The sequence below is a fragment of the Blastococcus sp. SYSU DS0828 genome (genome assembly GCF_054050975.1).
Map to the genome: position 1 here is coordinate 204,504 of NZ_JBJHAK010000005.1, position 24,363 is coordinate 228,866.

Below are 24,363 nucleotides of genomic sequence, written 5' to 3' on the forward strand. Positions count from 1 at the left end.
GGGCGTGCACCGGACCGGCCGGGGTACCCCTGCGCGCAGTCGGACTCTGCCCAGTTGGACTGGGCAGAGTCGGACGTGCCCGGATACCTGTTCCCCCTCGGAGGCGTTCCGCTGAGTACCACCCTCGACCACGGCCGGCGATCGGCCGCCCGCGTCCTGTCCGGCGTCGGCCTGGCCGCCGGGCTGACCCTGGTCACGCGCCCGGCCACGCTCACCGGTCGGCTGGCGCCGCACTACCCGCGCCGCCGGCTGTGGGTGGCCCGGGTGCTCGGCGCGCGGCTGGTCGCCCAGCACCTCGCGGTGCTCGTCTCACCGGAACCCGCCGCGTTGCGCCTGTCCGCCGCGGTGGACGGGCTGCACGCGGCGAGCATGCTGCCGGTGCTGGCGCTCCCCCGCTACCGCCGGGCCGCGCTGGTCAGCGGCGGGTTCGCGGCGGGCTCGGCGCTGGCCGACCGCTTGCTCGCCGGGTCAGGACCCCGCTAGCAGCAGCACCTTGCCCACGTGGCTGCTGGCCTCCAGGAGCACGTGCGCGTCCGCCGCCTGGCTCATCGGCAGGCGACGGTCCACCACCGGCCGGATGACCCCTGCCTCGACGTCGGGCCACACCTCGGCGAGCACGGCGGCCACCACCTCGGCCTTGCTGCCCGGCCCGGTGGCCGGCCGGCCGCGCAACGTGGTGGTGCGCACCTTCCCCCGCTTCCGCATCAGGACGCCGAAGTCCAGCCCGCCCCGGGTCCCGCCCTGCATCCCGATGGTCACCAGCTGCCCGCCGGGAGCCAGGACGTCGACGTTGCGCCCGAGGTAGGCCGCACCCATGTTGTCCAGCACGACGTCGGCACCGTGCCCGTCCGTGGCCTCCCGGACCTCGGCGACGAAGTCCTGCTCGCGGTAGTTCACCAGGATGTCGGCGCCCAGCTCCCGGCACACTGGAGCTTGGCCGCACTCCCGGCCGTGGTGGCCGCCCGCGCCCGGCCCGGGCGGCCAGCTGGATCGCCATCGTCCCGACCCCGCTGGAGCCGCCGTGCACGAGGAACGCCCGTCTCCCCGGGGGCCGGGTTGATCGTGGCGATCGCCATGGTCGCTCCCGTACGTGCGTCGTGGATGGGCGTCCGTGCTGCGGAGGGGGCTGCAGGCGGGGGGGTCAGCTGCGCTGCTCGCGCAGCAGGTTCTTCTGCACCTTGCCGGTGGAGGTCTTGGGGAGCTCTCCGCGGACGAACCGCTTCGGCGTCTTGAACGCGGCCAGCCGGGACCGGACGAGGTCGGCCAGCTCCTGGTCGGTGACCTCGGCGCCGGCCCGCAGCGTCACGTACGCGACCGGCACCTCGCCCCACTTCTCGTGCGGTTCGGCGACCACGGCCGACTCGACGACGGCCGGGTGCGCGTCGAGCGCCCGCTCGATCTCCACCGAGGAGATGTTCTCGCCCCCGGAGATGATGATGTCCTTGCTGCGGTCCCGGATCTCCACGTAGCCGTCCGGGTGGACGACCGCGAGGTCACCGGTGCGGAACCAGCCCCGCTGACCGTCCGCGTCGGCGAGGGTGACCGCCGCGGTCGCCTCGTCGTCGCGGTAGTAGCCGAGCATCACGTCGTTGCCACGGGCGATGATCTCCCCGACCGTCGTCGCGTCGCGCGGCACGTCGGCACCGCTGTCGTCCACGACGCGCAGCGGATCGGCGACCACGTTCCCCACGCCCTGCCGCGCCTTGAGCTCGGCCTGCTGCTCGGCGTCCAGGTCGTCCCACTCCGGGTGCCACTGGTTGAGCGCCAGCGGGCCGTAGGTCTCGGTGAGCCCGCAGAGGTGGGTGACCTCCATGTTGAGCGCCGACATGCGCGCCAGCAGGGTCGGCGTCGGGGGTGCCCCGCCGGTCTGCACCTCCACCCGGGGGTCCACCGGCCCCTCGGCCGCCTCGTCGGCGTTGAGGATCATCGTCAGCACGGTGGGCGCCGCGCTGAAGTGCGTGATGCCCTCGGTGCGCAGCAGCTGCCAGATGCGGGTGGGCTCGACCTTGGGCAGGCAGACGTGCGTGGCGCCGGCGGCCGAGACGGCCCACGGGAAGCACCACCCGTTGCAGTGGAACATCGGCAGCGTCCACAGGTACTGGCTGGAGGAGCCGAGCCCGGTGTGCATCGCCATCGCCAGCGCCTGGAGGTAGGCCCCGCGGTGGGCGTACATCACGCCCTTCGGCCGTCCCGTGGTGCCGGAGGTGTAGTTCAGGGCGAGCAGCCCGGTCTCGTCCGAGCACGGCATCGCCAGGGGCTCGCCGCCGGCCAGCAGCTGCTCGTACTCGCTGTCGCGGTCCCCGGCCAGGACCAGGGGGATGCCGGCGTTCGCCGCCACCTCGGTCGCGGTCGCGGCGAACTGCGGATCGGCGACCAGCAGGGACGCCCCGGAGTGCTCCAGGACGTACCCGAGCTCGGCCGGGGAGAGCCGGCTGTTCAGCGGCACGATCACCGCGCCCGCCCACGGGATCCCGTTGTGCAGCTCGAGCATCGTGGCGCTGTTGGCGCACAGCGCCGCGACGCGGTCGCCCGGCGCGATGCTGCGCGCGGCCAACCCACCGGCCAGCCGGCGGGAGCGGTCGGCGAACTCCCGGTAGGTGAACCGGCGGTCCCCGTCGATGATCGCGGTGCGCTCGGGGAACACCCGCGCCGACCGCTCGAGGTACGCCGTCGGGCTGAGCTGGCTGAACGTGAACGAGGCCATCCGGGTCTCCTGACGGGTCAGTCGGTGGGGAGCGGGCCGTGCTGAGCCCTGGGTCACACCCTGCCCGGTCCTGAGCCGACCGGCTCGCGGGACGGCGCGCCGACGGGGCCGAACCCGTACCGGCGGGCGGGGCTGTCCACCAGGACGGCGTGCCGGACGGCGGGGTCGGGCACCCAGCGGTCCAGTCGCTCGCGCAACCCCGCGGCGTCGGGGCGGGGCAGCTGCAGGTTCACGTGCGGCCAGTCGGTGCCCCACAGCAGGTTCTGCGGCCGCACCTCGAGGAGGGCGCGGACCGGGCGGCGATCGCCTCGTCGTGCCGTTTTCACGCCTCGGCGAACGCGGCGCCGCCGGCCTCGGCCTCCACGCCGGCCGGCAGCAGCCGCTCCAGCCCGGAGAGCGTCACCCAGACCTGGTCCTCGGCGAGGAGGACCTGCAGGAGCTCCGGGACATCGTGGCCCTGCAGAAGTCCATCTCCGTCGAGGAGCCGCGGGTCCCCGCACTGGACGAGCAGTTCCACGGGGCCATCGCCCGCGCCTCCGGCAACCGCGTCCTGGCCTCCTTCGTCAGCGCACTGCACTTCGAGACCGAGCCGGTGCACTACCTCGACCTCTCCCCCCGAGGTGGGCCGGACGACGGTGCGCCAGCACCAGCGGATCGTGCGCGCGCTCGCCGAGCAGGATCCCGCGGCCGCAGAGGAAGCGGTGATCGAGCACCTCACCTATCTGCACGAGCACCTGCTGGCCTACCAGCAGCGCTGAGGCCCGGCCCCGCTCAGCCCACCGCGGGCACCAGCAGCAGCGCCGTCGGCAGGAGCAGCAGCAGGACGGCGGCGGCGAGGGCCGTTACGCGGGCCGCGGGCGGGAGCGGGTCGGCCGGCTCGAGCAGCCGCACCACCCGGGCCCGCACCCCCGCCCCGGCCACCGCGAGGGCTCCGCTCGGCACCCCGCCGGAGCCACCCGCGGCCGCGACGATCGCCTCGGCGAGCGTGCGCCGGGGAGCGGCACCGCGCAGCGACCTCAGCGCCACGTCGTCGGCCCGCATCTCCACCAGCTCCCGGACCGCGCCGTAGGCACGCTCGGCCGCCGGCAGCACCGGCAGCGCCGCCTTCCACGCCACGAACGGCAGCAGCAGCAGGTGGTGGTGCTCACCCAGGTGCGCCCGCTCGTGCGCCACGACGGCGGCGAGCTGCTCGTCGTCCAGCTCGGCGACCATGCCGGAGGAGAGCACCAGCAGCGGCCGGGCCCCGGGGATGCAGAACGCCACGGGGGCCGGGTGCTCCAGCAGCCGGGCATCGGGCTGCGGCGCCGGCTGCACCACCAGCTCCAGCAGCGCGCGGTGCCGGCGCCGGGTGCGGGCGATCCGCACCCAGGAGAGCACCAGCACCCCGACCAGCTCGAAGGCCAGCACGCCGGCGAGGGTCAGCGTCACCCAGTGGTCGCCCCGGACCGGGTCGACGGCGGAGTGCCCGGTCAGCACCGCCCACCCCGCCTCGGGCAGCGAGTGCCCCCACGGCGCGAGCCCGTGCACCAGCAGCGCGCCGATGATCGACAGGCCGCCGGCCAGCCCGATCGCCTGCCAGCACAGCAGCGCGACGAGCGGGTCGCGCGAGGGCCAGCGGGACCGGGCCAGCAGCGCCGGCACCGGCCAGGCCAGGAGGGCGGCGAGCGCCGCGAGGGCGGCCGCGGTGGCGGGGAGCACGACGAGGGACGCGAACGGTCAGGCGGTGTCGCGGGAGGGCGGCCCCGCCAGCAGCTCGCGCAGCAGGCGCGCCTCCTCCTCGTCCACGCCGCCCACGAACCGGGCGAGCACGGCCTGCCGGTCGGCGGCCTGCCCCAGCACCTCGCGCATCACCTGGGCCGCGTGGTCCTCCCGGCTGGCCCGGGCGGAGAACCGGCGGGGCCGGGCGGCGTCGTGGACGACGAACCCCTTCTGCTCCAGCCGGGTCAGCACGGTGTGCACCGTGGTCAGCGCGACACCGCGATCGGCCAGCTCGTCCCGCAAGCGGGTCGCGGCCACCGGGCCGTCGGCGGCCCACAGCCGCTCCATGACGGCGCGCTCGAGCTCTCCCAGTGAAGCCATCGGTCCTCCTGTCCGGCGGATCACACCGCACTCTTCTACGTGTCGTAGAAAATCTCTTCTACGAAGCGTAGAAAGAACGTGTCGATAGTACGTCGGCCTCGACGACGAGGGGACAGGTGCCGTGGACGTCCTGGACGTGGCGCGCTGGCAGTTCGGGATCACGACCGTCTACCACTTCCTGATGGTCCCGCTGACCATCGGGCTGGGGCTCGCGGTCGCCGTCATGCACACCATGTGGGTGCGCACCGACAAGCCCGAGTGGCTCCGGATGACCCGGTTCTGGGGCAAGATCTTCCTGATCAACTTCGTGCTCGGGGTCGCGACCGGGCTCGTGCAGGAGTTCCAGTTCGGGTTGGCGTGGAGCGAGTACTCCCGCTTCGTCGGCGACGTGTTCGGCTCGCTGCTGGCGCTGGAGGCCCTGCTGGCCTTCTTCCTCGAGTCGACCTTCCTGGGGCTGTGGATCTTCGGCTGGGGCCGGATCCCGAAGAAGGTGCACCTGGCCGCCCTGTGGGCGGCGGTCATCGGCTCGACCGTCAGCGCCTACTTCATCATCGCCGCCAACTCCTGGATGCAGCACCCGGTCGGGGTGGTCGCCGACGACGCCACCGGCCGCCCGGTGCAGGTCGACTTCCTCGCCGTGCTGACCAACAACACCGCGCTCGCCGCTTTCACGCACACCATCGTGGCCGCCCTCATGGTCGCCGGCGCGCTGCTGGTCGGCGTCGGGTTGTGGCACCTGCGCCGGCGGAAGCTGGCCGGGCGCCCGGCCGACGAGATCGACCACGCGGTGTGGCGGCGGTCGGTCCGGATCGGCGGCTGGGTGTCGCTGGTGGCCTTCGTCCTGGTCGCCCTCACCGGTGACTGGCAGGCCAAGCTGATGTACCAGCAGCAGCCGCTGAAGATGAGCTCGGCGGAGGCGCTGTGCGAGACCGAGGCGCCTGCCTCCTTCTCGGTCTTCGCCTGGAGCAAGCTCGGCTCCAACGAGTGCGACGACGTCCACTCGATCACCGTCCCGGGCCTGCTGTCCTTCCTCGCGCACAACGACTTCACCAGCGAGGTCCCCGGCGTCAACGACCTCCAGGAGCGGTACGCCGAGGTCTACGGCGCCACCTACCCCGACGACCCGTCGCGCTTCGGCTCGCTGGCCGGGGAGCCGGTGGACTACCAGCCGCTGCTCGCGGTCACCTACTGGAGCTTCCGGCTGATGATCGGCATGGGTGCCGTCTCGGCGGGGGTCGCGGCCTACGCCCTCTGGGCGACCCGGCGCGGCCGGGTGCCCACCTCCCGGATCGGCGTGTACGGCGCGCTGGCCGCGGTGGGGGCTCCGTTCGCGGCCAACGCCGCGGGCTGGGTGTTCACCGAGATGGGCCGTCAGCCGTTCGTCGTCGTCCCCAACCCGGACGTGCCGGTCGACGAGCAGATCTGGTTCTTCACCGCCCAGGCGGTCTCACCCGGCGTCACCGCGGGCGAGGTCTGGACGTCGCTGACCGCGCTGACCCTCGTCTACGGGGTGCTGGCCGTCATCGAGGTCGGCCTGCTGACCCGCTTCATCCGGGCCGGCGTCACCGCGGGCGACACCAGCGCCACGCCCCCCATCGGCACCGGGAAGGACGACGACCGCCGCGAGGGACCGGACGGCGACGCCGGCGGCGTCGGGGGCGACGGCCGCGACCGCCGCCCCGACGACGACGTCCTCCAGTTCGCCTACTGACGCCCGCACCCGCTCGTAGACCCGAGGACACTGTCATGGACCTGCAGACCCTGTGGTTCGCCGCCGTCGCCGTGCTCTGGATCGGCTTCCTGCTCCTGGAGGGCTTCGACTTCGGCGTCGCCGCCCTCCTGCCCGTGCTGGGCCGCAAGCCCGCCGACCGGCACCTGATGCTGCGCAGCATCGGCCCGCTCTGGGACGGGAACGAGGTGTGGCTCATCACCGCGGTCGGCGCGGTGTTCGCCGCCTTCCCCGGCTGGTACGCCACCTGGCTGCCGGCGCTCTACCTGCCCTTCGTGCTCGTGCTGCTGGGGCTGATCGTGCGGGCGGTGGCCTTCGAGTGGCGGCACCAGTCGCACGACGCGCGCTGGGACACCAGCTGGACGCACGTGATCACCGCCGGCTCGCTGATCGCCTCCCTCGGCATCGGCGCCGCCCTCGGCGCCACCACGCTGGGGATGCCGATCGACGGCGACGGCAACCGGGTGGGCGGCGTCCTCTCCGGCCTCGGCTGGCCGGCACTGCTGGGCGCGGTCGCGGTGCTCGCCTTCTCCCTGGTGCACGGCGCGCTGTTCCTGGCGCTCAAGGTCGACGGCGACGTCCGGCTGCGGGCGCGGGCGTTCGCCCTCCGCTGGGCCCCGGTCGCCGCGCTGCCCCTGCTGGCGTGGGCCGGCCTGGTGCACCTGCGGTACGGCACGACCATCACCGCCGCGCTGTGGGCGGTCGCCGGCGCGGCCGTCGTCCTGGCCTGGACGCGGATGAAGCTCGACCGCGAGGGCGCGGCGTTCACCGCGTGGGCGGTATTCCTCGTCGCCGCCGCGGCGACGATCTTCGGGGCCGCGTACCCGGTGGTCCTGCCCTCGACCCTCGACGTCGCCTTCGACCTGACCATCGCCGAGGCGTCGGTCAGCGACTACACGCTCACCGTGATGACCTGGGCCGCGGCGGTCGGCCTCCCGGTCGTGCTCTGCTACCAGGCCTGGACCTACTGGGTCTTCCGCCGGCGGCTGACCGCCGAGCCCCAGCACGAGGACGCGCCCGGCGCGGGCCGGGCCCCGGCCCCGGGTGAGGTCCCGGCGTGAGCGGTCCTGCGGCCGGGGCGCCGGCGCGCGCCCGGGGACCCCTCAGGGCGCTGGCCGGCGTTCCCGATCTGCGCGCGGCGCTGGTCCGGGCCGCGCTCGCCGCCCTCGTCCAGACCGGTGGCCTGGTCCTGCTGGCCGCCGGCCTCGCGCACGCCGTCGCCCGGGGCGCGGGGCTCGCCGACGGCTCCCCCGTCGTGCCCCTGGCGCTCGCCGCCGCAGGTGCCGCGGTGCGGGCGCTCGCCGGCAGCCTCGGCGAGGTGCTGGCCGCCCGGGACGCACGCCGGGCCGAGGACCTGCTGCGCCGCGAGCTGCTCGACCGGCTCGCATCGTCCCCGGCTGCCCTGGCCGCCGGCGGCGGCCCCGCACCGGCGGCCGTGCTCGCCACCACCCGGCTGCACGACCTCGGGCCGGCGCTGGCCACCTACCTGCCGGCGCTGGCGCAGACCGTCGTCGTCCCGCCGGCGCTGCTGCTGGTCCTGGCGTGGACCGACCTGCTCTCGGCGGTGCTGGTGGCGGTCACCCTCCCGCTGGTGCCGCTGTTCATGGTGCTGGTCGGCAGGCACACGCAGGCGGCGACCGCCGACTCCGCGCGGGCCCTGGACCGCATCGCCGCGCACGTCGCCGAGCTGGTGCGCGGCCTGCCCGTGCTGGTCGGGCTGGGCCGGGCCGCCGAGCAGACGGCGGCGCTCGCCGCGCTGGGTGAGGCCCACCGCACCCGGACGCTGGCCACGCTGCGGATCGCCTTCCTCTCGGCGCTCGTGCTCGAGCTGATCGCCACCCTGTCGGTCGCGCTCGTGGCGGTGACCGTGGGCGTCCGGCTGGTCGAGGGGCACCTGGCCCTCGTGCTGGGGCTGACCGCGCTGCTGCTCGCCCCCGAGGCCTTCGCCCCGCTGCGGGCGCTCGGCGCGGCCCACCACGCCGCGGAGGACGCCGCCCTGGCCGCCGCCGAGGCGCGCGCGGTGCTGGCCGCGCCCGCCGGTGCTCCCGTCGCTCCGGCCCCCGGGGACGACGACCCGCGGGGCGCCGACGTGCTGGTCGCGGGCCTGACCGTCGCCTACCCCGGCCGGGCCGTCCCCGCCCTGCCGCCCACCGACCTCGCCGTCCGCCCCGGTGAGCTGATCGTTCTCCGCGGCCCGAGCGGATCGGGCAAGTCCACGCTGCTGGCCGCGCTCGCCGGCCTGACCGACCCGGCCGCCCGCGTCACGGGCGCGGTGACGGGTGGGAGCCCCGTCGCGGTCGTGCCGCAGTTCCCGCGCACCACCGGGGCCACCGTCGCCGACGAGCTGCGCCGGCACGCGGGCGCCGAGCCGGGGGTCGACGAGATCGTCGGCGAGGCGTACGTCATCGAGGCGCTGCGCCGCGTCGAGGCCGACGGGCTGGCCGGGCGGGCGCCGGAGTCGCTCTCCCCCGGCGAGCTGCAGCGGGCGGCGCTGGCCCGGGCCCTCGTACGGGTCCGCCGCGGCGCCCGGCTGCTGCTGCTCGACGAGCCGACGGCCCACCTGGACGACGACGCCCGCGGGCTGGTCGCGGCCGTGCTCGCGTCGCTGCGCGGCACGGTGACGATCGTGCTGGTCACCCACGACCCGGTGCTCGCCTCGCTCGCCGACCGCGCCGTCGACCTGCCCGTGCCCTCCCCCACCGCACCAGCCGTCGTCCGGCCTGCCGGCGCCGCTGCCACCCCGGCGCCCGGCGCGCGGTCGGGCACCGTGAGCACCGCGCTGCCCGGGCCGTCGCCGGCTGCCCCGACCGCCTCGACCGCACCGACCGCGGGCGCCCTGCGGCGCGCGGTGCTCGCCGGCGCCCTCTCCTCCGGCGCGGGGGTCGCGCTCACCGCGACCTCGGGCTGGCTGATCGTGCGGGCGGCGGAGATGCCGCCGGTGCTCACGCTGCTGGTGCTCACCGCCGGCGTCCGCTTCTTCGGTCTCGCCCGGGCCCTGCTGCGCTGGCTGGAACGCATGACCGCGCACGACGCCGCGCTACGGCAGGCCACCGACCTGCGGGTGCGGGTCTGGCGGGCGCTCGCCGCGCAGGGCCTGGCCGCCGACCGCACGCCGGGATCGGCCCTGGCCCGCGTGGTGGCTGACGTCGGCGTGGTCCAGGACCTCACCGTACGGGTCCGCCCGCCGCTGCTGGTCGCCGCGGTCGTGCCCGCGGTCACCGTCGCGGTGCTCGCGCTGATCCACCCGGCCGCCGCGGTCGTGGTCGCCGCCGTGCTGGCCGCCACGGTGGGCGCCGTCCTGCTCGCCCACCGCGGCCTCGACGCCGGCGCCGCCCGCGCGGAGAGCGCCCTGCGGGTCGCGGCGCTGCGCGAGACGAGCACGGTGCTCGAGGGGCTGCCCGACCTGCGGGCGCACGGGCTGGCCGCCCGGGCCGCGGCGGAGCTCGGGGCGTCGGCCGCCCGACAGGCAGCCCACGCCGGCACCCGCGACCGGGCCGCCGCGCTCGGCAACGGCCTGGTGGTGCTGGGCACGGGCCTCGCCGCGGTGCTCGGCACCGCCGCGGCCTGGGCGGGCGGCCTCTCCGGCCCCGCGCTGGCGGCGCTCGCGCTGGCTCCCCTGGCCCTCGCCGAGCCGCTGTCCGGTCTGGTCGCCGCCCTGCAGCGGCGCGGCGCGCTCGCCGACGCGCGGGCCCGCCTCGACGCCGTCCTCACCGCCCCGGTCGCCGCCGACCCCGCCGACCCGGTGCCCGCGCCGGCCGGCATCTCGTCCCTGCGCACCGAGGGCCTCGTCGCCGGCTGGCCCGGCCGGGCCGACGTGCTGCACGGCGTCGACGCCGAGGCCGAGGCCGGCGCGGGCTGGCTGGTCGTGCGCGGGCCGTCGGGCAGCGGCAAGTCGACGTTCCTGGCCGTGCTCATGGCGGCGCTGCGCCCCCGCGCCGGGGACTACCTGGTCGACGGCGTGCCCACCGAGCGGCTGACCGGCGAGGCCCTGCGCAACCGCATGGCCTGGCTGCCGCAGGAGGCGCACGTGTTCGCCTCCACCATCCGGGCCAACCTCGCGCTGGCCGCCCCACGCGGGGAGCTCGCCGGCCCGGCCGGGGAGGCACGCATGCTGGCCGCCCTGACCGCCACCGGGCTGAGCGGGCTGCTCGCCACGCTCCCCGACGGCCTGGACACCCCGGTCGGGGCCGGAGGCACGGCGCTGTCCGGCGGCGAGCGCAGACGGCTGGCCGCCGCACGGGCGCTGCTGGCGGACCGGGACGTCGTGCTGCTCGACGAGCCGACCGCGCACCTCGACGCCCCGACCGCCGCGGCGCTGGTGCGCGACCTGCGGGCGGCACTGGCCGGGCGGGTGGTCGTCTGCGTGACGCACGACGAGCTGGAGAGCGCCGGCGACACCGTCGTCCGGCTCGGCGAGACGGCGACCCGCACGCCCGCCTGAGGCCGGTCAGCCGTTGGGGACCTCCACCGGGATCTCCGGCCCGAGGCGGGCCCCCCGCAGCAGCTGGAGGTCGTCGCCGGACCAGAAGCTCCCGGGGTCGTAGGCGTTGGCCGGTCGGTCGGCGGGGAGCAGCCCCATCGCCGTGTACGTCGCCGCGACGAGCTCGGCGCAGTAGACCGTCTCGGTGCTGGTGCCCCGGCGGAGCCGGCCGTTGATCCAGCCCCCGGCCAGCCGCCGGGTCGTCGGGAAGGGCCGGCCGTCCATGCGGGCGATCGTGCGCAGGACGGCGTCCTCCATGGCCGGGGTCACCCCGCCGTCGTCGGAGGGCCCGACCAGCTGCCGCAGCCACGCCCGCTGGCCGTACTTCACCCGCCAGGTGACGACGGCGTCGCGCAGGTCGTGCAGCTGGACCCCGCGCTGGTGCTTGCCCGTCCAGACGTCGGGCAGCGACCGGCCGAGCTCGGCGTGCCACAGCAGCGGGGGCAGGTCCTCCAGCACCACCGCCATCCCGACGTGGTTCACCGGGGCGTTGGTCAGCGTCTGGATGGCCCGGTCGGCGACGGACGCGCCGCGGAAGATCCACACGTCGCCGGTGCGGGTGAGGTCGACCGCCTCGTCCAGGGTCAGCGTCGGCACGGCGCTACCGTACGGACGTGCGCCTCTGGAAGCTGCTCGGCCTGGCCGGCCTGGCCGGGGTCACCGCCGGCGGTGTCGTGCTCGCCCGGAACGAGCGGCAGCGCCGCGCCTACACCCCCGACGACGTGCGGGCCCGCCTGCACGAGCGGGCGGCTGCGGCCCCGGAGCCGGAGGAGCCGGCACCGGCGACCGCCGCCGAGCTCACGGCGGGCCGCAAGCACCGGCTGGCCCGGGCGCTGCGCCGCCGTCGAGAGGCGCCCGCGGTCACCCGCGGCCGTCGGCCTCCCCCGCCTTGACGGCCAGCACCTGGCACTCGGCGTCCAGCAGGATCCGCTGGGCGTCGCTGCCGAAGATCAGCTTCCCGGTCGGCGACCGACGGCGGAGCCCGATGACGATCAGCGAGGCGCCGAGCCGGTGCGCCGCCGCGACCACCTCCTCGGCGCCGTCGCGTCCTCCCACGCGCTGCTCCAGCTCGAAGGGGACGCCGGACTCCTCCAGCACCCGCCGCACCTCGGCCAGGTCCTCGGCGGTCGCGTAGGACGGGTCGACGTAGGCATCCCCCCGCGACGTGTTGAGCACGTGCAGCGGCTGGTTGCGCAGGTCCGCCTCCTCGACCGCGGCGCGCAGCGCTGCACGCCCCTCCGGCTTGGGCACGTATCCGACCACGATGGTCACGAGCGGGTCCCTTCTGACGTCACGGGTTCGGACCGGGCCTGGCCGAGCTCCGCCTCGACCCGTGCCTGCCGGCGCTTGACGTACACGCCGGCGGCCAGGAAGACGAGGAGCAGGGTGTAGACGATCGCGGCGAACGGGCTGGTGACCAGCGCGCTCGGGTCGCCCTGGCTGATCGCCAGGGTCCGCCGCAGCTGCTCCTCGGCGATCGGCCCCAGGATGAGACCGACGACGGCCGGCGCGACGGGGAAGCCGAACTGCCGCATGCCCCAGCCGAGGACGCCCACCGCGAACAGCAGGATCATGTCGGCGGTCGAGGCGCCCACCGCGTAGCTGCCCAGCGCGGCGAACGTGAGGATGCCGGCGTACAGGTACGGGCGCGGGATCTGCAGCAGCTTCACCCAGACCCCCACCAGCGGCAGGTTCAGCACCAGCAGCAGCAGGTTGCCGATGTAGAGGCTGGCGATCAGCGTCCACACCAGCGGCGCCTCCTGCTCGAAGAGCAGCGGGCCGGGCTGGATGCCGTAGCTCTGGAAGGCCACGATGATGATCGCCGCCGTCGCGGAGGTCGGCAGGCCGAGGGTCAGCAGCGGCACCAGCACGCCGGCCGCCGCCGCGTTGTTCGCCGACTCCGGGCCGGCCACGCCCTCGATCGCGCCGTGGCCGAACTCCTCCTTGCGCTTCGAGAGCTTCCGCTCCATGGAGTAGGAGAGGAACGTCGCGACGTCCGCGCCGCCGGCCGGGATGGTCCCGATCGGGAACCCGACCGCGGCGCCGCGCAGCCACGGCTTCCACGAGCGCCGGAAGTCCTCGCGGTTCATCCAGCTGCCGCCGATGGGCACCAGGGGCAGGGGCCCCTTCCGCATCCGGGAGGCGACGTAGAGCGCCTCGCCGACGGCGAAGATGCCGACCGCGACCACGACGACGTCGATGCCGTCGGCCAGCGCCGGCAGCCCGAAGGTGAAGCGCTGCTGCCCGGTGAGCGAGTCGGTGCCGACCATCGCCAGGAGCAGCCCGACCGCCAGGGCGGCGATCCCGCGCGCCGGCGAGGCGCCGAACATCGCGGCCACGGTGAGGAAGGCCAGCACCGTGAGCGCCACGAAGTCCTGCGGGCCGAGCTGGACGGCGAGGTCGGCCACCACGGGCGCCAGGAAGGTCAGCGCGATCGTGGCGATGGTGCCCGCGACGAACGAGCCGATCGCCGCCGTCGCCAGCGCCGATGCCCCCCGCCCCGCCCGGGCCATCGCGTTGCCCTCCAGCGCGGTGACGATGGACGCCGCCTCGCCGGGGGTGTTGAGCAGGATCGACGTCGTCGACCCGCCGTACATGCCGCCGTAGTAGATGCCGGCGAACAGGATCAGGGCGGCGGCGGGCTCCAGGCTGTAGGTCAGCGGCAGGAGCAGGGCCACGGTCATGGCCGGGCCGATGCCCGGCAGCACGCCGACGGCCGTGCCCACGGTGACGCCGAGCAGCGCGTACAGGAGGTAGAGCGGCTGCAGGACGGCCGCGAAGCCGTCCATCAGCAGGCCGATGTCACCCAAAGAAGGGCACCCCCTCCAGCGGACCTGCGGGCAGGAACAGCCCGAGGACCTGCACGAACAGCACGTGGATGGCGACGTTGAGCACGGCGCCGACGACGGCGGCGCGCACGACGCGGGCGCCGAGGGCCCACGCCGTGCCGGCGAACAGCAGGGTGGCGGCGATGGGCCAGCCGAGCGGCTCGATCAGCAGCACCAGCGCCGCGAACGAGGCGACCAGCTTGGCCACGGTGACCCAGTCGGTAGGGGCGCCGGCGTCGACGTCCTCGCCCTCCTCGGCGTGCCCGTGCTGCCCGCGCGCCAGGCTGACCGCGAGCGCCAGGGACGCACCGATCAGCAGCACGCCGACCGCGTACGGGAAGGCCCGCGGCCCCAGCACGTTGGCCGAGCCGGGCACGGTGATCGACGTCGTCTCCACGAGGGTGAACACCCCCACGGCGAACAACCCCGCGGTGATGGCGGCCTCGCCCCAGGACCAGGTCCGGGAGCGACCGCCCCGCTCCGGCGCCGCTTCCCCGGAGGAAGCGGCGCCGGAGCCGGAGGCGGTGCTCACTGGACGAGCCCGATGTCCTCCAGCACGCCACGGACGCGCTGGCGCTCCTCGGCCAGGAATGCCTCGAACTCGTCACCGGCGAGGTAGGCGTCGGACCAGCCGCGCTCCTCGACCTCGCTCTGCCAGGCCTCGGACTCCTGCATCTCCGCCACCAGGGCGAGCAGCCGCTCGCGCGCCTCGTCCGAGATGTCGGGCGGACCGACGACACCGCGCCAGTTGGTCAGCTCCACGTCGTACCCGGCCTCGGTGAGGGTGGGTGCGTCGATGCCCTCGACGGGCTCCGCGCCGGTCACCGCCAGGGCCCGCAGCTCCCCCGCCTCGATCTGCTGGGCGTACTCGCCGACGCCGGAGATGCCGGCGTCCACCTGGCCGCCGAGCAGCGCGGCCAGCGACTCGCCGCCGCCGGAGAACGCCACGTAGTTGAGGTCCTCGATCGGCAGGTCCGCGGCCTGGAAGAGCAGCCCGGCCGCGATGTGGTCGGTGCCGCCGGCCGAGCCGCCGGCGATCGAGACGCCGCGCCCCTCGGTGCGGACGGCCTCGACCAGGTCGTCGACGCTCTGGTACGGCGAGGCAGCGGGGACGACGATGACCTCGTCCTCGGTGGTCAGCCGGGCCAGCGGCGTCACGTCGTCGAGGGTGGCCTGCGACTGGTTGGTCTCGACGGCGCCGACCATGACCAGCCCCATCACCATGAGGAAGTCCTCGCTGCGCTCGTTGGCGAGCTCGGCGAGGCCGACCGTGCCGCCGGCGCCGCCGACGTTCGTCACGCGGGTGCTGCCGACCAGCTGCTCCTCCTCGAGCGCCGCCGCGATGGCCCGGGCGGTCTGGTCCCACCCCCCGCCGGGGTCGGCCGGTGCCATGACCGCGAGCCGGTTGATCCGGTCGGCGCCGCCTCCCGAGCCGCCACTGCCGCCCTCGCTGCCGCAGCCGGTCAGGCCGACCGCCAGGGCGGCCGCGGCCGCGACGGATGCCGAACGCACGCGCCGGCGAACCGGCCGATGGACCGCGCGATGAGTGACTGTCATGGAGGACCTCCTCGTCCCGGAGCCGGACGGCTCGCGGTGCGCCGGACGCTAGGAGCGCCGGGACGGCGGGAGAATCCTGCGGTCGTACCGGTCGTATTGGTCGTTGTGGTCGCAGTCACATCCGACCTGCGGGCAGCGACAATGACCCGGTGCGCCGGACCATGACCCTGGGAGCCCAGCTCCTGCTGCTGCAGGTGGGCATCGTGCTGGTGACGCTGCTGCTCGCCGGCGCCGTCGCCGTGCACCACCAGCAGGAGCAGATCCGGGACGCCTATCGCCAGCAGGTGCTGACGGTCGCCAACAGCACCGCGCGGCTGCCGAGCGTGGTGGACGCCTACGGCACCGCTGACCCGAGCGAGACGCTGCAACCCCTGGCGGAGCTCATCCGGGAGGCCTCGGCGGTCACCTTCGTCGTCATCACGGACGCGAGCGGCATCCGGCACTCCCACCCCGATCCCGACCGGATCGGTCAGCGCGTGTCGACCGATCCGAGCACCACCCTGGCCGGTGAGGTCTTCGTCGGCACCGAGACCGGCACGCTCGGGGAGTCCCTGCGCGCCAAGGTGCCGGTGCGCGGCCCGGACGGCGCGGTCATCGGTGCGGTGTCGGTCGGCATCCTGGAACGCGAACTCGCCGCCGAGTTCGGCCGCGAGGCCCCCGCCCTCGTGGCCTGGCTCGGCGGCGCCGCGCTCGTCGGCGCCCTGGGGTCGGTGCTCGTCGTCCGGCTGCTTCGCCGCCGCATCTTCGGCCTCGAACCGGAGGAGATCGCCCGGTTGCTGGAGACCCGCGAGGCGATGCTGCACGGCATCCGCGAGGGGCTGGTGGCGGTCGACCAGAAGGGGCGGGTGGTCCTGGTCAACGATGAGGCGTCGCGGCTGCTCGACCTCCCGCCGGACGCCGTCGGCCGCCCGGCCGCCGAGGTCCTCGACACCGCCATGCTCCCGCTCGTGCTCGGTGACCGGCCGGTCACCGACGAGCTCGTGCTCTCCGGGGAGCGCTTGCTCGTCGCCAGCCGCACCCCCGCGGTCGTCGGCGGCCGCCGGATCGCCGACGTCCTCACCCTGCGGGACCGCACCGAGCTGTTCGGCGCGATGCGGGAGCTCGATGGCCAGCGGAACCTGACCAACACGCTCCGCGCGCAGGCGCACGAGTTCAGCAACCAGCTACACGTCGTCCAGGGGCTGATCGAGCTCGACCGGCGGGACGAGGCGGTCGCCTTCATCGAGCGGATCGGCGGCGGCCGCCTGCTCGGTGGCGCCCCGCTGAGCACCGTCGTCGATCCTGGGGTGACGGCGCTCCTCCTGGCCAAGGCCGCGGTCGCCCGGGAGCGGGGCGTCCGGCTCGTGCTCGGGGCGGACAGCCGGCTGCCCGCCGGGCTCGGCGACGACGTCGTGACCGTGGTCGGCAACCTGGTGGACAACGCGGTCGACGCCACCGGGCAGGGCGGCGAGGTGCAGGTGCTCGTGCGCCAGGAGGACGACGGAACGGTGCTGGTGCAGGTCGACGACGACGGGCCGGGGGTGGCCCCGGTCGACCGGTCCCGGGTCTTCGACGTGGGCGTGACCACGAAGGGGCGGCCCGACGGCGACCACGGGCGCGGCATCGGGCTGGCCCTCGTCGCCCGCGTCGCGGCACGCCGGGGCGGGGCGGCGGTGGTCACCGACTCCCCCACCGGCGGCGCCCGGGTCACCGTGCGGCTGCCCGGCTCGCGACAGCCCTCCCCCGGCGCGCTGGTCGCCCCGTGACCGGCGAGGTGCGGGTGCTCGTGGTCGACGACGACTTCGCCGTCGCCTCGGTCCACCGCGGCTACGTCGAGTCCCTCCCCGGCTTCACGGTGGTGGCCGAGGTGCACCGCGGGGTGCAGGCGGTGGAGGCGGTGCAGGCGCTCCGACCGGACCTGGTGCTGCTCGACGTCTACCTTCCCGACATCTCCGGCCTGGAGGTGCTCCGCCGGATCCGCGCCGCACCCGGCCCGCAGCCCGACGTCCTGGCGATCACCGCGGCGCGCGAGGTGGACACGGTGCGCCAGGCCATGACCGGCGGCGTCGTGGACTACCTGGTGAAGCCCTTTTCCCTGGCGACGTTCCGGGAGCGGCTGGAGGTCTACCGCGCCCACCGCACCGATGTGCTGCGGCGCAGCGGCGACACCGGAGGCCTGGAGCAGAGCGACGTCGACCGGCTGCTGGCCGGCCGGCGCCGCGGCGGTGGCGCGGGGTCGGTCACCGACCTGCCGAAGGGTCTCTCACCGAGGACCCTCGAAGCCGTGGCGCGCACGCTGCGCAGCGACCCCACCCGGGACCTGTCCGCCGGGGAGGTGGCCGAACGCTGCGGCCTCGCCCGCGTCAGCGCCCGCCGGTACCTCGAGCACCTGGAGCGCACCGGCCGGGCCACGGTCTTCCCGCGGTACGGCGGCACCGGGCGGCCGGAGAACGGCTACCGGTGGGTGGACTGAGCGGCGTCAGCCGGTCAGCATCGGCCCCTCGTCCTTGAGCGCCACTCCGGAGGCCCCCAGTTCCCTGGCCGCCGTCAGCAGCCGGACCACGACGTCGGCCGCCTCCGCGTAGCCGAGCCCGTGCGGGGGCCGGACGTTGGAGACGCAGTTGCGCTCGGAGTCCGCCCGGCCCGGCCGCGGGTCCCAGGTGAGGTAGATGCCGAGCGAGTCGGCCGAGGAGAGACCGGGCCGCTCCCCGATGAGGACCACGACCACCCGCGCCCCGAGCGCCGCCCCGATCTGGTCGCCGAGGGCCACCCGCGCCTGGGTGGCGAGCACGACCGGGCCGACCGACCAGTCGACCAGCCGGTCCAGCAGCGCGGTCGCCAGGGCCGCCCCGTGCTCGTGCACGGCCCGCGGCGAGAGCCCGTCGGCGAGCACCAGCGCCACGTCGGCGTGCGCGCGGGGCAGGGTCGTCCCGGGGGCCAGCCGCCGGCCGAGGTCGGGGCGCTGGAGGTACTCGGCGCGGTCCGCGGCGGCCGAGTGGACCTCGAGCACCGGCAGCCCGCCGAGCCCGGCGCGCACGAGGCCGGGGTCCAGGGCCGTGTGGACGGCGTCGCGCGCCACCGCGTGCGCCAGCCGGAACTCCAGCTCCCGCGCGGTGGGCAGGCCGTCGCCGGCGCGCCCCAGGGCGACCCGTGCCCGGGTCGCGCCGCGCAGCACCGCCCAGGGGTCGTTCCCGGCGATGCTCACGACTGCGCCGCCGCGAGCAGGGCCCTCGCCGCCGGGGCGTCGGCGGTCAGCGACCGCACCCGGCCGGCGTCGTCCAGCAGGTCCATCCGGGTCAGCCACGCCTCGAACTCCGGCGCCGGCCGGAGATCGAGCACCTGCCGTGCGGTGAGCACGTCGGAGAACGACAGCGACTGGTAGTGCAGCATGACGTCGTCCGATCCCGGGACGGCGATCACGAACGAGCAGCCCGCCGCCCCCAGCAGCAGCGTCAGGGTGTCGGTGTCGTCGGCGTCCACCTCGGCGTGGTTGGTGTAGCAGACGTCGACCCCCATGGGCAGGCCGAGCAGCTTGCCGCAGCAGTGGTCCTCCAGCCCAGCCCGGATCACCTGCTTGCCGTCGTAGAGGTACTCCGGCCCGATGAACCCCACCACGGTGTTGACCAGCAGCGGCTCGAAGTGCCGGGCGACGGCGTAGGCCCGGCACTCCAGGGTCTGCTGGTCCACCGACCGGCCGTCGACGCCGCGGTGGGCGTCGGCCGACAGCGCCGAGCCCTGGCCGGTCTCGAAGTAGGTGACGTTGCGCCCGACCGTGCCCCGGCCGAGCTCCAGCGCGCCCGCCCGGGCCTCGGCGAGCAGGTCGAGCGTGACACCGAACCCGCGGTTGGCCGCCTGCGTGCCGGCGACCGACTGGAACACCAGGTCCACCGGCGCACCCTTCTCCAGGGCCCGCAGCGTCGTCGTCACGTGCGCCAGCACGCACGACTGGGTGGGGATGTCGTACCGCTGGATGACCGCGTCCACCAGCTCCAGGAGCGCGATCGTCCGCCCCGGGGAGTCGGTGGCCGGGTTGATGCCGATCACCGCGTCACCCGAGCCCTGGAGCAGCCCGTCGACGATCGACGCGGTCACGCCCACCGGGTCGTCGGTCGGGTGGTTGGGCTGCAGCCGCGAGGCCAGCCGCCCGGGGAGACCCAGCGTGCTGCGCAGCCCGGTCACCACCCGCGCCCGGCGGCCGACGGCGACCAGGTCGGCGTTGCGCATCAACTTCGAGGTGGCCGCCACCATCTCCGGGGTGAGGCCGCGGGCCAGCCCGCTGATCGCCGCCTCGTCGCCGGCCGCGGCCCAGCCCAGCAGCCGGTCCCGGAACTCCCCCACGGTCAGGTCCGCCACCGGGGCGAAGGCGACCGGGTCGTGGGTGTCGAGGATCAGCCGGGTGACGTCGTCCTCGTCGTAGCCGACCACCTGCTCCTCCAGGAAGGTCGCCAGCGGCACGTCGGCGAGCACCGTCTGGGCGGCGACCCGCTGTGCGGCCGACTCCGCCGCGCACCCGGCCAGCACGTCGCCCGAGCGGGCCGGCGTCGCCTTGGCGAGCAGGTCGGACAGCGACGGGAACTCGTACGTGTGCCCGCCCAGCGTCGTGCGGCGGACGGTCATCGCACCTCCTCCTCGGCGGCGGCGAGCAGCTCGAACTCCTCCTCGGGCGCCGACGCCACCAGGTGGTGGCGGCTGTAAAGGGCGAAGTAGCCGAGGAAGACCGCGTAGGCGGCCAGCGTCCAGAGGGCGGCGACCTCGTCGACCAGGAAGGTGGCGACGACGGCGGCCGCGGCCAGCACCAGGGCGACGCCGGTGGTGACCGTGCCACCCGGGGTGCGGTACGGGCGGGGCAGCTCGGGCTCCCGGCGGCGCAGCACGATGTGGCTGACCATCATCAGCACGTAGGAGACCGTGGCCCCGAAGACGGCCATGTTCAGCAGCATCGCGCCCTGGCCGGTCAGCGAGAGCGCGAAGCCGATGGCGCCGGGCACCAGCAGGGCGAGCACCGGGGCCCGGCGGCCGTTGGTCACCGACAGCGCCCGCGGCAGGTAGCCGGCCCGGGACAGCGCGAACGTCTGCCGCGAGTAGGCGTAGATGATCGAGAAGAAGCTGGCCACCAGGCCGACCAGCCCGGCGTAGTTGATCAGCGTCGTCAGCCAGCCGGCGGCCCCGGCGACCTGGAGCGCCTCCACCGGCGGGTTGCCGCTGGCCGACATGGTCTCCGCGCCTCCGGCGCCGGCGGTGAACACCAGCATCAGCACGGCGAGCACCAGCAGCACCCCCATGGCCGCGACGATGCCCCGGGGCATCGAGCGGGCCGGGTCGCGGGCCTCCTCGGCGGCCAGCGGCACGCACTCCACCGCGAGGAAGAACCAGATCGCGAACGGGAACGCCGCCCAGACGCCCATCAGCCCGAACGGCAGGAAGTCCGAGGCGCCGGCGGCGTCGGTGGGCGCGATGTCGAGCAGGTTGGCCGAGTCGAAGGCCGGGACGGCCCCGACCAGGTAGACGACCAGCCCGGCGACGGCGATCCCCGCGATCACCAGCATCACCCTCAGCGCCTCGCCGACCCCCATGAGGTGGATGCCGATGAACAGCGCGTAGGCGGCCAGGTATACCCACCAGCCGTCGGTGATGCCGAACAGGCCGAGCGACTCCACGTACGCCCCGATGAAGGTGGCGATCGCCGCGGGGGCGATCGCGTACTCGATGAGCACCGCCACCCCGGTGGCGTACCCACCCCAGGGCCCCAGCGCGCGCCGGGCGAAGGTGTAGCCGCCCCCGGCCGTCGGCAGCCGATCCGAGTTCGGCCAGGCCGAACACCATCGCCGAGTACATGATCGCCATGAGGACGACGGCGATCAGCAGGCCCCCGAAGCCGCCCTCGGCCAGGCCGAAGTTCCAGCCCGCGTAGTCACCGGAGATGACCGCCGCGACCCCCAGCCCGGCCAGCAGCACCCACCCGGCGGTCCCGGTCCGCAGCTGCCGCTTCTGGTGGTAGCCGGCATCGACCGTCTCGGCCTCCACCCCCTGACGGTGGGCCGGCCGGCCTGGACGTACTCGGGGTTCCGCGGTCATGCGCCGGCCTTCCGGTGAGCCCCCGCAGGTCGGGTGGGGTCAGCCTGGCCCCGCCCGGCCCCACGGGCAATGTCTTGCGACAGGACGGAACACGCTGTTCACACGGCCGCTCCCCCACCTGCGCCGCCGTCCACGGTGCCGGCAACCCGCGTGATCACGGGCAGCCGGGGTATGACCCAGCTCCGACCTCTCCCAGGGAGTCCTCATGGCTCGTCACACCCTGTCCCGCTCGCTGCACGACCTCGGCCTCTCCGCCTGGTTCGGTGGCACGCTCGCCAACGCCGTCGCCCTGAACGCGGCCGCCGGGGAGGCGGGGAGCGCCCCCGCCACCGGCCGGGTGGCCAACGCCGGCTGGGACCGCTGGACGCCGGTCAACGCCCTGGCCATCGGCGCCCACCTGATCGGCAGCGTGGGTCAGCTGCGGGCGGACAGGGAGCGGGTCGCGCAGCAGGAGGGCGTGGCCTCCATGTCGGGGATCAAGACCCTGCTCACCGTCGCAGCCCTCGGCGCGACGGCGTACAGCCGGGTCCTCGGCCAGCGGGTGTCGGCCGCAGGGTCGGTGCCGTCGCGGTCCGGGACCCGGCCGAGCAAGCGCACCAAGGCGGCCCGCGCCGACGTCGCCGCCGCACAGCAGCAGCTGGACACCCTGCAGTGGGTCATCCCCGCCCTGACCGGCGCGCTCGTCGCGGTCACCTCGTACGCGGGTGAGCAACAGCGCCCCAGCGAGGTGGCCAAGGGAGTCGCCGGTCGGTGAGCAGGCGCTGACCCGGCCGGGCGACCCACCCGGTGCTCCGGGTCCCGGGGCCGACGCCGCACGGCGCGGGGGGCCTGACCCGTTCGGGCGGGCCCCTCCCGGCGCGCGGTGCCGGGCTGCGGGCTCACCCCGTCGAGCGCGGCGGCTGGGTGCGGTCGAGCCAGCTGACGGCCAGCACGTGCGGCAGCGTCAGCGCCGCCAGCAGCGGCAGGCCCGTGGCGACGAGTCCGCGCCAGCCGTCCGCCCAGGACCAGAGGGCGGCGAGCGCCAGCAGGACGGCGGCGGTCGGCGGGCCTGCCGCCAGGGCGAACCGGCGCAGCGGCAGGACCAGCCGTCCCGCGACCAGATCGGGGCCGCTCGCCGGGTCCTCGGCCATCACGCGCGCCACGTGCCGCAGGGAGTGCCAGGCCCCGAAGTAGACACCGAAGGCGGCCAACGGCGGGACCACGAGGACCACCGCCGCCAGGAGGCCGACCTCCCCCGCCTCCAGCCACCGGCGGCGGCGGGCCAGGACGAACGCGAGCACTCCCCCCGCGCCGAGGAGCACCGCGACGGCTCCCGTCGCGACTCCGGGCGGTACGCCGCCCCAGCCCGGGGCCACGGCCTCGGTGAGCGCGCCGGTGTCGCTGCCGGGAACGCCCAGGCCGCGGAGCAGGGGCACCAGCAGCACGAGGCTCCCGAGGACAAGCGACGCCGCCGGCCGCGGCCGCACGGGGCGACCGGCGCGAAGATCGGCGAAGGCGGTCTCGCCGGTGCCGAAGTGCCATGCCGAGACCAGGACGAAGATCAGCAGCGCCGGGCCGGGCACGGCGGTGAAGGCTCCGTAGGCCCCGGCGGCCAGAGCGGCGTACGCGGCCCCGAAGACGGCGAGCCGGGTCGGCCGCCAGCCGAACCGCCACGCGGGTAGGAGGTGATCGACGGCCCCGTGCGGCAGCCCGAGGAGCAGCCCGGCGACCAGCACCGCCGCCGAGCCGGTGGCTCCCCAGCCACCGGGAGCGGCGACCTCGACCGCCAGGGCCGCCCCGGCCGCCACGCACGACCACCGGGTGGCGGCCCGGGCGGGAGCCCCGAACGGGGCCACGGGGGCGCGCCCGGTCGCCGAGGCGGCGACGCCCCCGGACACGCCGTCAGCCGCGGGCGGGGCGGACGTCCTCGCCCCGGGTCCGGCCGATCACCGCCGTCGAGATGCGGGTGAGCTCCGGGAGCACGGCGTCGCTCTTGTGCACGTTGCTCGACCACACCGGCTCGGTGTGGGTGTCGACGCCGGCGACGACGTCCTCGGCGGTCCGGAGCTTGGCGACCTTGTGGATCAGCACGCCGAAGCCGACCTTGGCCACGACGTCGGTCACCGAGTAGCCGACCTGCATGGCGGTGAGCCAGGCCGGGGTGACGTCGACGAAGACCGGGACCGAGTAGATCAGCGGGTAGATGCCGAAGCTGCCGAGCAGGACGATCGTCGCGTTGCGGAGGGTGGTGGCGGCCTCCGTGCCCATGGTCGGCAGGGACGCCCGGACCGCCCCGATCAGCGCGACGTAGAGGTAGACGAGGAAGACCGTGCTGATCAGCCCCCACACCACCAGGGCCGTGGTGTCGCGGCCCTGGGCGATCACCTGCGACCCCATGTACCCGGTGACGATCATGAGGAAGGCCGCGGCCATGGTCGAGAAGCGCAGGTTGCGCGCCCTGGCGCCGGCGAGCGAGCACACCGCCAGCAGCTCCACCATCAGCAGCGGCACGGTGATCGACCAGTCGATGTAGCGGCTGCTGATCGTGTGCAGCGCCTCCGGGTTCGGCACGTACACGCCGCCCTGCAGCGTGAACCCGGCGTCCCACTTGCTGACCATGCGGGCGTAGGCGAGGGCCGCCACCGCCGCGAGGCAGAAGCCGGCGTAGGCCGAGGGGCGGTACCGCGCCGACACCTCCTCCCGGCTGGTCAGTGCGTAGAGGAAGTAGGCGAACAGCGCGAACCCCGCACCGAGGAGCGCCAGCTGGACGACGTCGTAGAGGCCCGGGGGCATCGTCTGCAGCTCGGGAGCGGGGGTCTCCATGCGCACTCCTGGATGTCGCGCGACGGCGACTCCCGGACCGGGCCGCCGCTTTCCGCCCGGTGCCGGGACGGTGCCGGGCCCCTACCCGCACCGGCCGTCCGCAACCGGGCAGCGGACGACCCAGGGGCGG

Annotated in this window: 24 protein-coding genes and 1 pseudogene; 9 read left to right on the forward strand and 16 right to left on the reverse strand. The window is 75.3% G+C overall.

Annotated features, from left to right (window positions below):
* The first annotated feature begins 75 nt into the window (after nt 1-75).
* A complete protein-coding gene (locus tag ACI79Q_RS06185; protein ID WP_456613381.1) occupies nt 76-483 on the forward strand; it encodes a hypothetical protein in 408 nt (135 codons plus the stop codon).
* Here ACI79Q_RS06185 and ACI79Q_RS06190 read toward each other — a convergent pair.
* From ACI79Q_RS06190 to ACI79Q_RS06205, 4 genes are all read right to left on the reverse strand, one after another.
* A complete protein-coding gene (locus ACI79Q_RS06190) occupies nt 469-927 on the reverse strand; it encodes a zinc-binding dehydrogenase (RefSeq protein ID WP_456613380.1) in 459 nt (152 codons plus the stop codon). The genes ACI79Q_RS06185 and ACI79Q_RS06190 overlap by 15 nt on opposite strands.
* Before the next feature lie 214 nt (nt 928-1,141).
* Nucleotides 1,142-2,704 (reverse strand): acyl--CoA ligase family protein, encoded by a 1,563-nt coding sequence (locus ACI79Q_RS06195; RefSeq protein WP_456614390.1) that lies wholly within the window; start codon nt 2,702-2,704, stop codon nt 1,142-1,144.
* A gap of 53 nt (nt 2,705-2,757) precedes the next feature.
* Nucleotides 2,758-3,030, reverse strand: a complete 273-nt coding sequence (locus ACI79Q_RS06200) for an amidohydrolase family protein (protein WP_456614391.1) — start codon at nt 3,028-3,030, stop codon at nt 2,758-2,760.
* Nucleotides 3,027-3,221 (reverse strand): hypothetical protein, encoded by a 195-nt coding sequence (locus tag ACI79Q_RS06205; RefSeq protein ID WP_456598775.1) that lies wholly within the window; start codon nt 3,219-3,221, stop codon nt 3,027-3,029. The genes ACI79Q_RS06200 and ACI79Q_RS06205 overlap by 4 nt, the downstream gene beginning before the upstream one ends.
* Here ACI79Q_RS06205 and ACI79Q_RS06210 point away from each other — a divergent pair.
* A pseudogene (locus ACI79Q_RS06210) lies at nt 3,156-3,462 on the forward strand (FadR/GntR family transcriptional regulator). The gene ACI79Q_RS06205 and the pseudogene ACI79Q_RS06210 sit on opposite strands and share 66 nt — an antisense overlap.
* A 13-nt stretch (nt 3,463-3,475) precedes the next feature.
* Here ACI79Q_RS06210 and ACI79Q_RS06215 read toward each other — a convergent pair.
* Both ACI79Q_RS06215 and ACI79Q_RS06220 read right to left on the reverse strand, forming a co-directional pair.
* The gene (locus ACI79Q_RS06215) at nt 3,476-4,402 is read right to left on the reverse strand and encodes a M56 family metallopeptidase (protein WP_456591001.1); all 927 of its coding nucleotides are present in this window, start codon (nt 4,400-4,402) and stop codon (nt 3,476-3,478) included.
* 18 nt (nt 4,403-4,420) lie between these two features.
* Complete coding sequence (locus tag ACI79Q_RS06220; RefSeq protein ID WP_456591002.1) at nt 4,421-4,783, reverse strand: BlaI/MecI/CopY family transcriptional regulator; 363 nt, start codon at nt 4,781-4,783, stop codon at nt 4,421-4,423.
* A 121-nt stretch (nt 4,784-4,904) separates the two neighbouring features.
* Between ACI79Q_RS06220 and ACI79Q_RS06225 the strand changes: the two genes are divergently transcribed.
* The 3 genes from ACI79Q_RS06225 to cydC are packed head-to-tail and all read left to right on the forward strand — an operon-like array spanning nt 4,905 to nt 10,953.
* Nucleotides 4,905-6,494 carry a cytochrome ubiquinol oxidase subunit I gene (locus tag ACI79Q_RS06225; protein ID WP_456598574.1) on the forward strand — a complete coding sequence of 530 codons (1,590 nt, stop codon included), beginning with the start codon at nt 4,905-4,907 and terminating at the stop codon, nt 6,492-6,494.
* 35 nt (nt 6,495-6,529) lie between these two features.
* Nucleotides 6,530-7,573 carry a cytochrome d ubiquinol oxidase subunit II gene (gene cydB / locus ACI79Q_RS06230; protein ID WP_456596377.1) on the forward strand — a complete coding sequence of 348 codons (1,044 nt, stop codon included), beginning with the start codon at nt 6,530-6,532 and terminating at the stop codon, nt 7,571-7,573.
* Nucleotides 7,570-10,953: a thiol reductant ABC exporter subunit CydC gene (gene cydC, locus ACI79Q_RS06235; protein ID WP_456614392.1), complete on the forward strand. Its 3,384-nt coding sequence runs from the start codon at nt 7,570-7,572 to the stop codon at nt 10,951-10,953. Before cydB ends, cydC begins: the two co-directional genes overlap by 4 nt.
* A 6-nt stretch (nt 10,954-10,959) precedes the next feature.
* Here the strand turns inward: cydC and ACI79Q_RS06240 are convergent, their stop codons facing one another.
* Complete coding sequence (locus ACI79Q_RS06240) at nt 10,960-11,589, reverse strand: hypothetical protein (RefSeq protein ID WP_456591006.1); 630 nt, start codon at nt 11,587-11,589, stop codon at nt 10,960-10,962.
* Nucleotides 11,590-11,606: 17 nt separating this feature from the next.
* On the opposite strand from ACI79Q_RS06240, the gene ACI79Q_RS06245 reads away from it, so the two are divergent.
* Entirely contained in the window at nt 11,607-11,885 is a 279-nt protein-coding gene (locus ACI79Q_RS06245) for a hypothetical protein (protein ID WP_456591007.1), read from the forward strand.
* Here the strand turns inward: ACI79Q_RS06245 and ACI79Q_RS06250 are convergent.
* Genes ACI79Q_RS06250 through ACI79Q_RS06265 form a run of 4 tightly spaced genes read right to left on the reverse strand, consistent with a single transcriptional unit; the run spans nt 11,854 to nt 15,332 of the window.
* Entirely contained in the window at nt 11,854-12,264 is a 411-nt protein-coding gene (locus tag ACI79Q_RS06250; protein WP_456591008.1) for a universal stress protein, read from the reverse strand. The genes ACI79Q_RS06245 and ACI79Q_RS06250 overlap by 32 nt on opposite strands.
* On the reverse strand, nt 12,261-13,802 hold the full coding sequence (locus ACI79Q_RS06255; RefSeq protein WP_456591009.1) for a tripartite tricarboxylate transporter permease: 1,542 nt from the start codon (nt 13,800-13,802) through the stop codon (nt 12,261-12,263). The genes ACI79Q_RS06250 and ACI79Q_RS06255 overlap by 4 nt, the downstream gene beginning before the upstream one ends.
* The gene (locus tag ACI79Q_RS06260; RefSeq protein WP_456614393.1) at nt 13,795-14,352 is read right to left on the reverse strand and encodes a tripartite tricarboxylate transporter TctB family protein; all 558 of its coding nucleotides are present in this window, start codon (nt 14,350-14,352) and stop codon (nt 13,795-13,797) included. The genes ACI79Q_RS06255 and ACI79Q_RS06260 overlap by 8 nt, the downstream gene beginning before the upstream one ends.
* The gene (locus ACI79Q_RS06265) at nt 14,349-15,332 is read right to left on the reverse strand and encodes a Bug family tripartite tricarboxylate transporter substrate binding protein (RefSeq protein ID WP_456588585.1); all 984 of its coding nucleotides are present in this window, start codon (nt 15,330-15,332) and stop codon (nt 14,349-14,351) included. The genes ACI79Q_RS06260 and ACI79Q_RS06265 overlap by 4 nt, the downstream gene beginning before the upstream one ends.
* 194 nt (nt 15,333-15,526) lie before the next feature.
* On the opposite strand from ACI79Q_RS06265, the gene ACI79Q_RS06270 reads away from it, so the two are divergent.
* Nucleotides 15,527-17,122 carry an ATP-binding protein gene (locus ACI79Q_RS06270; RefSeq protein WP_456614394.1) on the forward strand — a complete coding sequence of 532 codons (1,596 nt, stop codon included), beginning with the start codon at nt 15,527-15,529 and terminating at the stop codon, nt 17,120-17,122.
* Nucleotides 17,119-17,829 carry a response regulator gene (locus ACI79Q_RS06275; protein WP_456614395.1) on the forward strand — a complete coding sequence of 237 codons (711 nt, stop codon included), beginning with the start codon at nt 17,119-17,121 and terminating at the stop codon, nt 17,827-17,829. Before ACI79Q_RS06270 ends, ACI79Q_RS06275 begins: the two co-directional genes overlap by 4 nt.
* Nucleotides 17,830-17,835: 6 nt before the next feature.
* On the opposite strand, the gene eutC is transcribed toward ACI79Q_RS06275, so the two are convergent.
* The 3 genes from eutC to eat are packed head-to-tail and all read right to left on the reverse strand — an operon-like array spanning nt 17,836 to nt 21,148.
* Nucleotides 17,836-18,561, reverse strand: a complete 726-nt coding sequence (gene eutC / locus ACI79Q_RS06280; protein ID WP_456614396.1) for an ethanolamine ammonia-lyase subunit EutC — start codon at nt 18,559-18,561, stop codon at nt 17,836-17,838.
* Nucleotides 18,558-19,973 carry an ethanolamine ammonia-lyase subunit EutB gene (locus tag ACI79Q_RS06285; protein WP_456614397.1) on the reverse strand — a complete coding sequence of 472 codons (1,416 nt, stop codon included), beginning with the start codon at nt 19,971-19,973 and terminating at the stop codon, nt 18,558-18,560. The genes eutC and ACI79Q_RS06285 overlap by 4 nt, the downstream gene beginning before the upstream one ends.
* Nucleotides 19,970-21,148: an ethanolamine permease gene (gene eat / locus ACI79Q_RS06290; protein WP_456614403.1), complete on the reverse strand. Its 1,179-nt coding sequence runs from the start codon at nt 21,146-21,148 to the stop codon at nt 19,970-19,972. The genes ACI79Q_RS06285 and eat overlap by 4 nt, the downstream gene beginning before the upstream one ends.
* Before the next feature lie 488 nt (nt 21,149-21,636).
* On the opposite strand from eat, the gene ACI79Q_RS06295 reads away from it, so the two are divergent.
* Entirely contained in the window at nt 21,637-22,185 is a 549-nt protein-coding gene (locus ACI79Q_RS06295) for a hypothetical protein (protein WP_456588579.1), read from the forward strand.
* Between the two features lie 124 nt (nt 22,186-22,309).
* On the opposite strand, the gene ACI79Q_RS06300 is transcribed toward ACI79Q_RS06295, so the two are convergent.
* Both ACI79Q_RS06300 and ACI79Q_RS06305 read right to left on the reverse strand, forming a co-directional pair.
* Complete coding sequence (locus ACI79Q_RS06300) at nt 22,310-23,308, reverse strand: Brp/Blh family beta-carotene 15,15'-dioxygenase (protein ID WP_456614398.1); 999 nt, start codon at nt 23,306-23,308, stop codon at nt 22,310-22,312.
* A 4-nt stretch (nt 23,309-23,312) separates the two neighbouring features.
* The gene (locus ACI79Q_RS06305) at nt 23,313-24,233 is read right to left on the reverse strand and encodes a bacteriorhodopsin (RefSeq protein WP_456614399.1); all 921 of its coding nucleotides are present in this window, start codon (nt 24,231-24,233) and stop codon (nt 23,313-23,315) included.
* Between the last annotated feature and the right edge of the window lie 130 nt (nt 24,234-24,363).

Excerpts from the sequence above, each read along its gene's own strand:
- ACI79Q_RS06195 (WP_456614390.1), bottom strand. The coding sequence starts at position 2,704 with ATGGCCTCGTTCACGTTCAGCCAGCTCAGCCCGACGGCGTACCTCGAG.
- ACI79Q_RS06220 (WP_456591002.1), bottom strand. The coding sequence starts at position 4,783 with ATGGCTTCACTGGGAGAGCTCGAGCGCGCCGTCATGGAGCGGCTGTGG.
- cydB (WP_456596377.1), top strand. The coding sequence starts at position 6,530 with ATGGACCTGCAGACCCTGTGGTTCGCCGCCGTCGCCGTGCTCTGGATC.
- ACI79Q_RS06285 (WP_456614397.1), bottom strand. The coding sequence starts at position 19,973 with ATGACCGTCCGCCGCACGACGCTGGGCGGGCACACGTACGAGTTCCCG.
- ACI79Q_RS06295 (WP_456588579.1), top strand. The coding sequence starts at position 21,637 with ATGGCTCGTCACACCCTGTCCCGCTCGCTGCACGACCTCGGCCTCTCC.
- ACI79Q_RS06305 (WP_456614399.1), bottom strand. The coding sequence starts at position 24,233 with ATGGAGACCCCCGCTCCCGAGCTGCAGACGATGCCCCCGGGCCTCTAC.